General features: G+C 68.3%; 16 protein-coding genes and 1 pseudogene. 12 read left to right on the top strand and 5 right to left on the bottom strand.

Annotated elements, in window-relative coordinates; all coding sequences use genetic code 11:
* Positions 1–78 precede the first annotated feature (78 nt).
* Positions 79–514 (top strand): annotated as a pseudogene (locus JWP83_RS12420) (metallopeptidase family protein).
* On the top strand, positions 511–711 hold the full coding sequence (locus JWP83_RS12415) for a hypothetical protein (RefSeq protein ID WP_297730238.1): 201 nt from the start codon (positions 511–513) through the stop codon (positions 709–711). Before JWP83_RS12420 ends, JWP83_RS12415 begins: the two are co-directional and overlap by 4 nt.
* Here the strand turns inward: JWP83_RS12415 and JWP83_RS12410 are convergent.
* Both JWP83_RS12410 and pheA read right to left on the bottom strand, forming a co-directional pair.
* On the bottom strand, positions 688–1,374 hold the full coding sequence (locus JWP83_RS12410; RefSeq protein WP_297730237.1) for a histidine phosphatase family protein: 687 nt from the start codon (positions 1,372–1,374) through the stop codon (positions 688–690). The genes JWP83_RS12415 and JWP83_RS12410 overlap by 24 nt on opposite strands.
* Positions 1,371–2,327, bottom strand: a complete 957-nt coding sequence (gene pheA / locus JWP83_RS12405) for a prephenate dehydratase (RefSeq protein WP_297730236.1) — start codon at positions 2,325–2,327, stop codon at positions 1,371–1,373. Before pheA ends, JWP83_RS12410 begins: the two co-directional genes overlap by 4 nt.
* A gap of 93 nt (positions 2,328–2,420) precedes the next feature.
* Between pheA and JWP83_RS12400 the strand changes: the two genes are divergently transcribed.
* The gene (locus tag JWP83_RS12400; RefSeq protein WP_297730235.1) at positions 2,421–3,233 is read left to right on the top strand and encodes a DUF2470 domain-containing protein; all 813 of its coding nucleotides are present in this window, start codon (positions 2,421–2,423) and stop codon (positions 3,231–3,233) included.
* Positions 3,234–3,255: 22 nt separating this feature from the next.
* Positions 3,256–4,425 carry an LCP family protein gene (locus JWP83_RS12395; protein ID WP_297730234.1) on the top strand — a complete coding sequence of 390 codons (1,170 nt, stop codon included), beginning with the start codon at positions 3,256–3,258 and terminating at the stop codon, positions 4,423–4,425.
* A 19-nt stretch (positions 4,426–4,444) separates the two neighbouring features.
* On the opposite strand, the gene JWP83_RS12390 is transcribed toward JWP83_RS12395, so the two are convergent.
* From JWP83_RS12390 to JWP83_RS12380, 3 genes are read right to left on the bottom strand one after another with little or no spacing between them, the layout of a single operon-like run.
* On the bottom strand, positions 4,445–5,269 hold the full coding sequence (locus tag JWP83_RS12390; protein ID WP_297730233.1) for a glycerophosphodiester phosphodiesterase: 825 nt from the start codon (positions 5,267–5,269) through the stop codon (positions 4,445–4,447).
* Between the two features lie 4 nt (positions 5,270–5,273).
* Positions 5,274–6,329 carry a DUF4328 domain-containing protein gene (locus JWP83_RS12385; RefSeq protein WP_297730232.1) on the bottom strand — a complete coding sequence of 352 codons (1,056 nt, stop codon included), beginning with the start codon at positions 6,327–6,329 and terminating at the stop codon, positions 5,274–5,276.
* Complete coding sequence (locus JWP83_RS12380; RefSeq protein WP_297730231.1) at positions 6,326–6,496, bottom strand: hypothetical protein; 171 nt, start codon at positions 6,494–6,496, stop codon at positions 6,326–6,328. The genes JWP83_RS12385 and JWP83_RS12380 overlap by 4 nt, the downstream gene beginning before the upstream one ends.
* Positions 6,497–6,890: 394 nt before the next feature.
* On the opposite strand from JWP83_RS12380, the gene JWP83_RS12375 reads away from it, so the two are divergent.
* The 8 genes from JWP83_RS12375 to JWP83_RS12340 all read left to right on the top strand — a co-directional run.
* Entirely contained in the window at positions 6,891–7,046 is a 156-nt protein-coding gene (locus JWP83_RS12375; RefSeq protein ID WP_297730230.1) for a hypothetical protein, read from the top strand.
* 138 nt (positions 7,047–7,184) lie between these two features.
* Positions 7,185–7,808, top strand: a complete 624-nt coding sequence (locus JWP83_RS12370) for a superoxide dismutase (RefSeq protein ID WP_297730229.1) — start codon at positions 7,185–7,187, stop codon at positions 7,806–7,808.
* A gap of 195 nt (positions 7,809–8,003) precedes the next feature.
* Positions 8,004–8,537: a peptidase gene (locus JWP83_RS12365; RefSeq protein WP_297730228.1), complete on the top strand. Its 534-nt coding sequence runs from the start codon at positions 8,004–8,006 to the stop codon at positions 8,535–8,537.
* 245 nt (positions 8,538–8,782) lie between these two features.
* On the top strand, positions 8,783–9,478 hold the full coding sequence (locus tag JWP83_RS12360) for a TMEM165/GDT1 family protein (RefSeq protein ID WP_297730227.1): 696 nt from the start codon (positions 8,783–8,785) through the stop codon (positions 9,476–9,478).
* Positions 9,479–9,933: 455 nt separating this feature from the next.
* Positions 9,934–10,332, top strand: a complete 399-nt coding sequence (locus JWP83_RS12355; protein WP_297730226.1) for a transcriptional regulator — start codon at positions 9,934–9,936, stop codon at positions 10,330–10,332.
* 144 nt (positions 10,333–10,476) lie between these two features.
* Positions 10,477–11,133, top strand: coding sequence for a DUF6474 family protein (locus JWP83_RS12350; RefSeq protein ID WP_297730225.1), 657 nt, complete (start codon positions 10,477–10,479; stop codon positions 11,131–11,133).
* Positions 11,134–11,155: 22 nt separating this feature from the next.
* Positions 11,156–11,812, top strand: a complete 657-nt coding sequence (locus JWP83_RS12345; protein ID WP_297730224.1) for a YcnI family protein — start codon at positions 11,156–11,158, stop codon at positions 11,810–11,812.
* A partial coding sequence (locus JWP83_RS12340; RefSeq protein WP_297730223.1) for a copper resistance CopC family protein occupies positions 11,809–12,242 on the top strand: 434 nt, incomplete at its 3' end. The genes JWP83_RS12345 and JWP83_RS12340, both read left to right, overlap by 4 nt.

Here is a 12,242-nt window from a genome sequence, read left to right as displayed (position 1 = left end):
CGCCCGAGGCTCCCCCGCCGCCTCCGCCCCCGCCACCACCGCCCCCGCCGGCCGAACCCGCCCCGGCAGGCTAGCCGGGTGCCCGTGCGGATGGATCCGCGGCGGTTCGACGACCTGGTCTCCGATGCGCTCGATCTGATCCCGCCCGAATTGGCCGCCGCGATGGACAACGTCGTCGTCCTCGTCGAAGACCGCCACCCGGAGGACGCCGAACTGCTCGGGCTGTACGAAGGAGTGGCGCTGACCGAGCGCGACGCCGATTACGCCGGCGCGCTGCCGGACGCCATCACGATCTACCGCGAGGCGCTGCTCGACGCCTGCGAATCCGACGCCGACGTCGTCGAGGAGGTGGCGATCACGGTGATCCACGAAATTGCCCATCACTTCGGCATCGACGACCACAGGCTGGAAGAACTGGGCTGGTCCTGACGCCCCGGCCAAAACCCTTTGGGCCGCCTTTTCATGGCGCGGCAACACCATTTTGTCCGGCCCGGGTGCTATGAACGGCTTATGAGCGCTGAGTGCCGCGAGTGCCGGGCGGGCTTAGATCACTGCCACGGCAGCATCATTCGCCATTCGTTGCGACGGTGGGAATGCACCGAGCCGGACTGCGACAGCCCCGAGCTGTTGGTGCACACGTTCGTCATCGACTGCGATGCCGTCGGCTGCGGATGCACGGATGAGTCGTTAGCCCATCGGATCGGTGCCTGAGCTCACCGCGTCGGCGACCGGGCTCGCGTCGGCTTGCGAGAAGAACGGCGGCGTCAAGGTTCCCCATCGCACGCAACTCCACCGCCCGTCGGTGATCGGGGCCAGCACCACCGAATCGGCGTTGTCTAAATGGTTGTCCAGCGCGAAGTTGCCGTCCACTCCGGCCAGGACCGCGGAGGCCAGCCGAATCGCCGCGCCATGGCTGACGACGACGATGTCGCCGTTCCACTCGTCGTCGTCGAGGTAGCGCATCCGCAGTTGGGTTAGCACCGGCACGTATCGGTCCAAGACATCGTTGCCGTTCTCCCCGCCGGGCAGTGGCACGTCGAGATCACCGCGATGCCACCGCTCGTAGATCGCGTTGAATTCCGCGACCGCCTCGTCGTCGCTGCGGTTCTCCAGCTCCCCGACCTGCACCTCGTGAATGCCGGTGAACTCCAGGGCGCCCATGTCGAGTTCCGCGCCGATCACCTCGGCCGTCTGCGACGCCCGCGTGGCCACGGAGTGCGCGAGCATCGCCGGCCGCCCCGAGCCGCGGGCGAACGCCCGGGCCTGGTCGCGGCCCAACGGCGTCAGTTCCGCCCCGGGCGGCCGCGTGTCCAGCCTGCGCTCGACGTTGCCGTAGGACTGCCCGTGCCGCAACAGCACCAACCGACCGCTCATGGCTCCGACCCCCCGGCCCCGAAAGTCTGCTCGGGCTTGCCTTCACGCAGTCGAGCCAGCCAGCGCGCCGCGTCGTCAGCCGGCGGGGGCAGCACCCCGGCCTCCGACCCCGTCGGCCAAGAACCTAGGTATCTCACGTCGGCACAACGACGGTGCAGCGCCTTGAGTGCCTCGGCGACCGCGCCGTCGTCGATGTGGCCGACACAATCGGCGAAGAAGAGGTAGGTTCCGAGTTCGGTTCTGGTCGGCCGGGATTCGATGCGGGTCAAGTCGATGCCGCGGATGCCGAATTCGGCCAGCGCGGACAACAGCGCGCCGGGCACGTTGTCGATGCGCAGCACCACCGACGTTCGGTCCGCCCCGGTGCGGGCCGGCGGCGGGCCGGGCAACCCGATCAGGACGAAGCGGGTGCGGGCGTTCGGCTCGTCGACGACGCCGTCGGCGAGCGCCGCCAGCCCCCAATGCTCGGCGGCCAGCGGCGAGGTGACCCCGGCGTCGGCCTGGCCCTGGGACACCTGACGCGCCGCGTCGGCGTTGGAGTACGCCGGCCGCAGCTCCACCCCGGGCAGATGGGCGGCCAACCACTGGCGCACCTGCGCCACCGCTACCGGGAACGCCGCCAACGTGCGGACGTCTGCCGAGCTGAGGCCGGCTTTGACGACGATGCTGAAGGCCACGTCCAGCGTGGTCTCGGCGAACACCTGCAGCGGCGAGTCGATGGCCAGGCTGTCCAGCGTGGGTGTCACCGAGCCGTCGATCGAGTTCTCGATCGGCACGCACGCGTAATCGGCATCGCCGTCGCGAACCGCATTGAGCGCCGCGGGGGTGCTCTCGATCGGCATCATCCGAACGGCGCCCGGCCCCTGCTCGGGAACCAGACCGGCGGCCGTAATCTGCAGCAGCGCCGCCTCGGTGAAGGTCCCTTCGGGACCGAGGTATGCGATGCGAACCACGCCCCCAACCCTAACGGCGCTCCATGTCGAACGGGCCTTGCGACGTGCTGGGTCGTAAGTTAACTTAGGCTTACCTAATATCCGAGGAGACCGATGGCATCGCTGAGCTGTCCCACCCCGACGACCGCAGAACGCGTTCGCAGCGCCTGTGCGCGCGCCGGCGGCGCTCTGCTCGCCTTAGAAACAGGGGGCGAAACGGGGGAAGCGCGCAGCGACCCGATCGCCACCCCGGTGCATCACCTGCTGCCCGACGGAACCTTCGCCGTCGTGCTCCCCGTCGACTGCGTGGGCGAAGCGGATCGCCCGCTCTCCGGCTCGCAGGCGCTGCTGGAGCTGATGGACTACGCGCCGCTTCCGGTGCGGGAACCGGTCCGTTCGCTGGTGTGGGTGCGTGGGCGCCTGCAGCCGGTCCCACCCGACGCGGTGACCGACATGCTGGACGGGATCGCCGCCGAGTACCCGAATCCGGCATTGCTGCAGGTCGAGACCCCGCGGTCGGCGCTGTGCGTGGGAGAGCTTCGGTACAGGTTGCTGCGGCTCGAGATCGCATCCGTGGTCGTCACCGATGCCACCGGCGCCGAGCCCGTCAGTGTGGCGGATCTGCTCGCCGCGCGTCCCGACCCGTTCTGCGAGATGGAGTCGAGGCTGCTGTGGCACCTCGACACCGTGCACAACGACGTGGTCGCGCGGCTGGTGTCGAAGCTGCCGGCGCCCTTGCGACGGGGGCAGGTCCGCCCGCTCGGGCTCGACCGATACGGGGTGCGGTTCCGCGTCGAAGGCAACGACGGCGACCACGACGTCCGGCTGCCGTTCCACAAGCCGGTCGATGACATGACGGGGCTCAGCCAGGCCATCCGGGTGCTGATGGGTTGCCCGTTCATCAATGGGCTGCGAGCCCGCCGATAATCCCTGCACGTACGTTATCCGGGTGAACGGCGACCGATCACCCCAACGGCGGGGGCCGCGCGGGCCCGAGCCGCCGCAGGTGGTTCGCCGGACGACCGGCCCGACACCGCCGGCCGTCGACCCGCCGACAACACCACTGCGCCGGCCGGCGCCACCAGTCCTTCCGGCACCTCCATCCGTTTCCCCGCCACGACCCGTCGGCCCGAGGGCCCGCCGCAAGCGCGGCAGGCGCCGCTGGGTCCGGGCGGTGACCCTCACCGTGTTGATCGGTGCCCTGCTCGCCGGCGCCGGCATTGTCGGAGGCGCCATGTGGTTCGACGCCACGCTGCGGCGCGAGCAGGCGCTGACCGACTATCCCGACCGGCCCGGAGCCGGCCGCGGCACCAACTGGCTGATCGTCGGCTCGGACAGCCGCCAAGACCTCACCGCCGAGCAGCAGCAAGAGCTGGCGACCGGCGGCGACATCGGCAGCAGCCGAACGGACACCATCCTGCTGGTGCACATGCCCGAGTTCCGGTCGAGCACACCGACGACGATGGTGTCGATCCCGCGGGACTCGTTTGTACCGATCCCCGGTCACGGCAAGGACAAGATCAACGCCGCGTTCGCGATCGGCGGGGCGCCCTTGCTGGCCCAGACCGTCGAGCGGGCCACCGGGCTGCGCCTCGACCACTACGCCGAGATCGGATTCGGCGGGTTCGCCGGCCTGGTCGACACGCTGGGTGGCGTCACCGTGTGCCCGACCGCGCCCATCAACGATCCGTTGGCCGGCATCGACCTGCCGGCCGGCTGCCAGAAACTCAGCGGCCGTGAGGCGCTCGGATACGTCCGGTCGCGAGACACCCCGCGCGCGGATCTGGACCGGATGGCCAACCAGCGCCAGTTCCTCTCGGCGCTGCTGCACCGCGCCGCCAGCCCGGCGGTATGGCTCGATCCGCGCCGCTGGTACTCAGTGCCGCGGGCGGCCGCCGGCGCCATGACCGTCGACCGCGGCGACCACGTGTGGGACTTGGCCCGCCTCGGTTGGGCCCTGCACGGGTCGACTACCGCGCTGACCGTCCCGATCGGCGAATTCACCAACGGCGACGCCGGTGCGGTGGTGGTGTGGAACCACGATGCCGCCGGCAAGCTGTTCGAGGCGCTGGCCTCCGACGCGCCGGTGCCCGCCGCCGCGCTCGAGGGACAGCAATAGCGCCCGTCGGCCGGCCGAACTAAACGCTGCCGTCAGCGGCGCGCGCGTTCTGCAGCCAGGCTTTGGTGCGACCCGGGTGGTGGGTGGCCAGCCAGGCCACCCCGACATCCCGGCAAAAGTCGATGTCGTCGTACTCGTCGACGTTCCAGCAGTAGACCGCCCTGCCCTGGGCGACGGCGCGGTCCGCCAGTTGCGGATAGTCCTTCAACGTCGCCAACGACGGCCCGACGGCGGTGGCGCCGACGGCGGTGGCCGCGCTGCTGGCCAAATAGCGAGCGGTTTTGCCGAGCAGCACCGTCGGGAGCAACGGCGCGGCTCGCCGGATCCGCCAGACCGCGGCCGCTGAAAACGACATGACCACCGCGCGGGACCGGTCGGCGGAGGCGGGCGCGGCTATCCCGTAGCGATGCAGCAGCGCGAGGAGCTTGCTTTCCACTAGGGAGCCGTACCGGACCGGGTGCTTGGTCTCGATGAAGAGCTTGACCGGACGGTGCCAGTCCAGAACGAGCGAAACGAGGGCGTCCAGCGTCAGCAGGCTGGTATCGCCGTGCGTGCCGTCCGCGCGCCAGCTGTCATGCCAGGCACCGTATTCGAGCTCGCGCAGTTGAGCGAGCGTCATCGTGCTGACCAAACCGGCTCCAGTCGAGGTCCGGTCCAGCCGGCGGTCATGCACGCACACCAGGTGGCCGTCGCGGGTCAGCCGCACATCGCATTCCACGCCGTCGGCGCCCTGTTTAAGCGCGAGATCGTAGGCGACCAGCGTGTGTTCGGGCCGCGCGGCCGAAGCTCCTCGGTGGGCAACGACAAAGGGATGCCCAGCGAGCACATCGTCGGCCCACGTCATACCCCTATGCTGCCGGTTCCTGCCCCTCCAACTCAACCGGACCGCTCGACGGGCGCCCGGCGGGACGGTCGGAGCCACCCGGTTCGACGACGACCCAGCGGTGCGCGGGACGTTCCACCGGTTTGCGCGCGAAGCCCTCGAAGACCCGGGCAATCGCCGCCACGGCGAGCGCCGCGCACAGATAGGCGACAACCATCAGCACGGTGTTGTTGGCGATGCCCTGGGCGTCAGTCGCGAAGCTGGTGACGATGGCGAAGATCGAAACCACGTAGCTCAGAACCCACGCGCTCCACCACTCGACGATCGGTCGTCGCAGCCGGGCATAGTGCTCTTCGACGGTTGCCAGCTCGATGACGTACACGGGGGCCCACAGCAGATTCGCCAGCGGCACCACACAGCCGGCCCACAGCGCCCGGACGGAACGCGGCTCCGGCAGGCCATGGTGCGCGAACACGGCGGCCCTGCGCGTGATCAGCCACCGGATCAGCATCACGCCAGAGACGATCACCGCCGCGATCGCACCGACGCTGGCCAGCACCCCGACCCCGTCCGCGGCGACGGCCACGATCGAATTCAGCAAGGTGTTCCGGTTGAACACCAACAGCGCATACCGCGCCACATACACCAGGGCGGCCGCGCACAGGACCAGCACGCTCAAGAACAGTGTGGTGCGCACGAGCGGCGCGGATGGCCCTGTCTGCGAAGGCTTTTCGGCTGCCATGGGAGCCTGGTCGACGCGGTCCGCCAAACCCCAGCGCGGTATCACGGCGTAGCGCGGTGTGGGTCCCAGGAGCCGACGGCCTCGTCGCAGAGGCGGTGCGGCGCCAGGACGCACCGCGATCCACCGGAAGCCGGGCGGCAGCCGCGAAGGGGCGCGCTGCCACCCGGGGGCCGCGGGCGGTCTGGCCGGCGGGGGGCCGCCCCCCGCGCTCCATCGCGCGTCGTCCGCCGGCGTGTCCGGCAGGGGTGCCATCAGCGCCCCGCGGCAACGGGGGCACCACTCGCGTCGACGGTCGCGCACGTTCCACCGCGTGCCGCACTGGGAGCACACCTGGATCACCGGACCAGCGTAGCCCGGGCGACGATGCGGGCCGTGAAAGCGGCCGGCTGAGGAGCGGGGTAATCCGGCACCGCCCCGGCGACGATGCGGGCCGCGAAAGCGGCCGGCTGAGGAGCGGGGTAATCCGGCACCACCCCGGCGACGATGCGGGCCGCGAAAGCGGCCACGGCAACACCAACGGTTGCATATGGCTATCCACAATTTCCACAGGTTTATCCACAATCGAGCACCGGGTATGCACAGCATCAACACGGCCTTTACCGGCTACCGCGGGCCGCATCTGTGGATAACCCCCGGGTGGTACGGCTGTGCCATAAACAGCCCCATCCGTTACCAGAGCTAAATGGATTGCCCCGCTAAGCACCCGCAAAATGAGCCCCGGGGCTGGGCGGTGCCCAGGTGCGGTCGGTGCACCCGAGGCGCATCTCGGACTCACCGTCCGGGACGCCCGTACGCAGTGCATTTTCCAACGCCGCCGCGAGGGGTTATGATCACCGTCACGAAAAATCATTGTGACTCACCTCACTTATGCGAGGTGGACGTGCAGGTGAAAGGCGCTTGATGGCCACGCATTCGTTCGGTCCGGGTTCGCCGGCCCCGTCGAACTCGTATTCCGGCTCGCCTGCCTGTAACCACAGCTATAGCATCGCCGCCTTGCGCGCCGCCCTGATCGCGCTCGCGTTGCTCGCGGTTCTCGCCCTCATCGTGTTGTCTTGAATCAACCCCGACGGGGTATCTATCCCTAGCAGCCGTCCTTGCGGCGCGCGCAGTCATGGAGCAGGGTTGATTACGGCTGGCCGCCGCGTGGCAGCCCCGCGCACGAGCGCCAAGACGATAATCGAAGAAAGGATTGCAGTGGCTGTATACAACTTGCCAGACTTGGACTGGGATTACGGAGCGCTGGAACCGCACATCTCCGGTCAGATCAACGAACTTCATCACGATAAGCACCACGCCACCTATGTCAAAGGCGCCAACGACGCCCTGGAAAAGCTCGAGGAAGCGCGGGCCAAGGGAGATCACGCCGCGATCCTGCTGAACGAGAAGAACTTGGCGTTCAACCTCGGTGGCCATGTCAACCACACCATCTGGTGGAAGAACCTCTCCCCCAGCGGCGGGGACAAGCCGACCGGCGAGCTCGCCGCGGCCATCGACGACGCTTTCGGGTCGTTCGAGAACTTCCGGGCGCAGTTCCACGCCGCTGCCACCACCGTGCAGGGGTCGGGCTGGGCAGCGCTCGGTTGGGACACACTGGGCAACAAGCTGCTGATCTTCCAGGTGTACGACCACCAGTCGAACTTCCCGCTGGGCATCGTGCCGCTGCTGCTGCTCGACATGTGGGAACACGCGTTCTACCTTCAGTACAAGAACGTCAAGGTTGACTTCGCCAAGGCGTTCTGGAACGTCGTGAACTGGGCGGACGTGCAGGACCGCTACTCAGCCGCGACCTCGAAGACCAAGGGGCTGATAGCCGGCTGACTTCACCTCGAACGGCAGGGGCGTCGCGCGGATTGCGCGGCGCCCCCGTCGTTTACCCGGCCCGAGTTCGGGCACCTAGAAAACATGAACGCCCATTAACCGTGTCGGGTTGCAAGGCGCCTAAGCCGCAGGCATGCTTAATTATTCGAGCTACCAGCGTGGTTATTCGAAACGAGGCGTCGCGCGGAGGTCGAGATGGAAACCGGGTCAGATCGGCCGATAGGGGTTGCCCCCTTCCATTCCCGTGGTGCCCTGAAAGGGTTTGTCATCTCTGGGCGTTGGCCCGATTCGACGAAGGAGTGGGCGCAACTGCTGATGGTCGCGGTACGGGTCGCGTCGCTGCCCGGATTGCTTTCCACCACAACGGTGTTCGGCGCCCGTGAGGAGTTGCCCGACGAACCCCAACCGGGCACCGTGGGCCTGGTGTTGGCCGAGGGCACGGTCTTCGGTGAATCAGCCATCCAGCCAGGATATTTCGCCGACCACCAGCCCCCGGCGTTGCTGATGCTGCACCCGCCCTCGGAAACCACGCCCTCGCTGCCGGAATGCACCGGAGCCGCGTCCGGGTGCGTGCTGCTGCCGGGATTGCCGTACCTGGGATTGGAGCACCGCGCGGCGTGGGTGGAAGCGGAGGCCGACGGGACCATCACGTCCATGGTGAGCCGCGTCGGGGTCGACCCGATCAGCCATCCAGACACGGCGATCCTGGCGATGCTGCTTGCAGCGTAAGGGAATTCGAATCACAGAATACGGCTGTCCGAACTTGGCCGCCGTCCTGGCGCTCGGCCACCCCGCCCGCTAGCCTGAAATTCGTTAGCGAAGGGGAGTAGCCCCGAATCGTCGAGTCGACATACTGGCGCATAGCCCGGCCGGCGAACCGGTCCCACGGGTCCGGTGGGCGAGACCTTCGACCGATGTGCGGGGGACCGGATGGTCCCAGATGTCACCGACGACGTGTCGAAAGGTCGCCTCGCATGCTCGCCGCCACGTTGCTGACTCTCGGGGTGGTTTTCCTTGCCGAACTCGGCGACAGGTCCCAGCTGATCACCATGACCTTTGCGCTGCGCTACCGATGGTGGGTGGTGCTGACGGGCGTGGCGATCGCCGCCTGCCTGGTGCACGGGGTCACGGTGGGGATCGGCCACTTCCTCGGAACCACTCTCCCGGCACGCCCGATGGCGTTCGCGTCGGCGATCGCATTCCTCATCTTCGCCGTGTGGGCCTGGCGCGAGGGAGGCGCCGGCGACGAGACGGACTCGACGGACGGGGAATCCCGCGTCGCGTTGCTGACCGTGGTGTCTTCTTTCATGCTCGCCGAGATGAGCGACAAGACGTCGCTCGCGACCGTCACGTTGGCCAGCGATCACGACTGGACCGGCGTGTGGATCGGCTCCACCCTGGGCATGGTTCTCGCCGACGGACTGGCGATCGGGGTAGGCACAATGCTGCATCGCCGCCTTCCCCACAAGCTGCTGCACGCCTTGGCCAGCCTGCTGTTCCTGATGTTCGGCCTATGGATGCTGTTCGACACCGCGTTGGGGCTGCGCTCGGTAGCTATCACCGTGACCATCGCGGTGGCGCTGGCCGCCGCAACGGTGGCCGCGGCGCAAACTCTGCGACGGCGCCGGAAAGAAGCCGCACCCGCCGGGAGGTCAGCGGACATCGGCTAGAGTGCCGTCGGCGCCCTTTTGCACACGCTGCCGCGACCCCCGAGTCGCCCCAGGGGTATCTTTCGGGGGGAATTAGGTGCACCCCCGGCCCGTTTTATGGGCGTGTCACCGACCTGACAGCAAAGGATGTCACCGTCAGGCGCGCGTTGCCTGCTGGTTGCGGCGCGATTGCCCAGCATCCTCGGTCGGATCGTGCGGCCACCCGTGAGGCCGGCGGCCCGCCACGTCGGACGCGACCCTGAACTCTGCGGATAACCTGTGAGTTTCGCGTATCTAGTGGACACCTCAGCGAATTAGTTAGACGCTCGTTGAGTGGGTATTCGGCAACCGTCAGCAACGCCGGTACCCAACCAACGGGGGTTTGCACCTGGATGCGGACCTAAACCGCCGCTACCCTGTTCAGCAAATACACCTATGCAATAGTTCACTTCTACAGCCAAGTGGAGGTCATATCGATGAGCACGACGTTCGCCGCCCGCCTGAACCGCTTGTTCGACACGGTGTATCCACCGGGGCGGGGGCCGCACACCTCGGCGGAGGTGATCGCGGCGCTCAAGGCGGAGGGCATCACGATGTCGGCTCCCTACCTGTCCCAGCTACGTTCGGGCAACCGCACCAACCCGTCGTCGGTAACCATGGCCGCCCTGGCGAATTTTTTCCGGATCAAGCCGGCCTACTTCACCGACGATGAGTACTACGAGAAGCTCGACAAGGAGTTATCCTGGCTGGCCACGATGCGCGATGACGGCGTGCGCCGCATCGCGCTGGCCTCCGTCGGGTTGTCTCCGCAGGCGCAGCAGGACGTCGTGGAGCGGGTCACAGAGCTGCGCCGCGCGGAACGTTTAGACGCCTAGAGGACGATTGGGCTCGATACCCCGCTGTACATCCCGACCTGAACGGCTGCCGTCGGCGTATTCCGATTAGGGTTGGCTCTCGGATCGCGCACACGCGAGCGATAGACAACGAGAGCCAGCGAGATTACCGGGAGGCGGCCGGGAATGGGCCTGTTCCGCAAGCGAAAGAGTCGCGCGACGCGTCGCGCCGAAGCCCGCGCGATCAAGGCCCGCGCCAAGCTCGAGGCCAAGCTGGCCGCCAAGAACGATGCTCGCCGGCTCAAGGCCAACCGGCGAGCCGCCGAAAAGGCCCTCAACGCACAGATCAAATCGCAACGAGACAGCGACCGGACGGCGTTGAAGGTCGCCGAGGCCGAGCTCAAGACCGCGCGGGAGGGCAAGTTGCTGTCGCCGGCCCGGATCCGCCGGGTGTTGACCGTCTCTCGGCTGCTCGCCCCCATCCTGACGCCGCTGATCTACCGCGCCGCCGTGGCCGCGCGGGCGTTCATCGACCAGCGGCGCGCGGATCAGCTCGGTGTTCCGTTGGCGCAGATCGGCCAGTTCTCCGGGCAGGGCGCCCAGCTGTCGGCCCGGATTGCCGGGGCGGAGAAATCATTGCGGGCGGTGCAGGAAAAGAAGCCCAAGGACGCCGAGACCAAGCAGTTCGTTGGCGCCATCGCCGAACGGCTCAGCGACCTTTCGGCGGCCGTCACCGCCGCGGAGAACATGCCGGCCGCGCGACGACGGGCCGCCCACGCCGCGATCTCGTCGCAGCTCGACGGTATCGAGGCGGACCTGATGGCGCGCCTCGGATTGACCTGACCACGGAAAGCAGCGATCTGACATGTCAGGTCACCACAGGCGGGTTTCGCGCATCCTGATTCCGGTCGCCGCTGCCGCCGCGCTCTACCTCGGTTCGGCGGTGGGCATCCCGGCGGCATGGGCGCACGTACACGCCAGCAGCGACAACCCCGTGCGCGGCGCCATGGCAATCGTCACATTCCAGGTTCCCAACGAATCCAACACGGGCGCAGCGACCACCGCGCTGACCGTCAGCCTCCCCGGCGTGGCCTCGGCGAGTACCGAAACCATGCCGGGGTGGACGGCCAAGCTCGACCGCGACGCGGCGTCCGGCACCGTCCGCTCGGTGACCTGGACGGCCGCGCCCAATGCCGGGATCGCAGCGGACCAATTCGCGCTGTTCCGTATCTCGGTGCAGCTCCCCGACGCCGACACGGTCAGCTTCCCGGCCAGCCAGACCTATTCCGACGGGGCGGTCGTGAAGTGGGACCAGCCGCCGCTGCCCGGCGGCGGCGAACCGGAACATCCGGCACCCGCGCTAACGCTTGCCGCGGCGGCCGGGGCGCCACATGACCACCATCCGCCTGCCGCATCCTCGCAGCCGAAATCGGCGGACAACACCGCGCGCCTCCTGGGCGGGGCGGCGCTGGCGGTGGCCGCCCTTGGTGTCGGTCTGGCCCTGATCCGCCGACGGGCATGAGGCGCCCGGCGGCCGCCGCATGGGTGGGCCTGCTGCTGGCCGCGTTGATGTCGACCGCAACCCTTAACGCACAACCGGCGTCGGCGCACGCCGCGCGCGTGTCCGCCGACCCCCCGGACAATGCGGTTCTCGCGACCGCTCCTGGCCGGGTGACCGCGACATTCAACGAACGGTTGCAGACCACGTTCGCGGCGATGACGGTCGTCGGGCCCGACGGCAACGAGTGGTCCACCGGGGAACCCAGCGTGCAGGGTGCGGTCGTCGGCATCGGCCTGCGACCGCTCGGGCCGCTCGGCACCTACACGGTGAATTACCGCGTGACGTCGGCCGATGGCCACGTGGTGTCGGGGTCCTGGTCGTTTCGGCTGGCGGTGGCGGGCACAGGAACGCCCGGGCCGCCCGCCGCCGGCCCCGCCGCCGGTGGCGGCAT

Source organism: Mycobacterium sp. (assembly GCF_025965855.1).
Lineage (GTDB): Bacteria > Actinomycetota > Actinomycetes > Mycobacteriales > Mycobacteriaceae > Mycobacterium.
The sequence above is the reverse complement of the archived record's forward strand: the minus strand, read 5'-3'. Positions and strand labels throughout refer to the sequence as shown.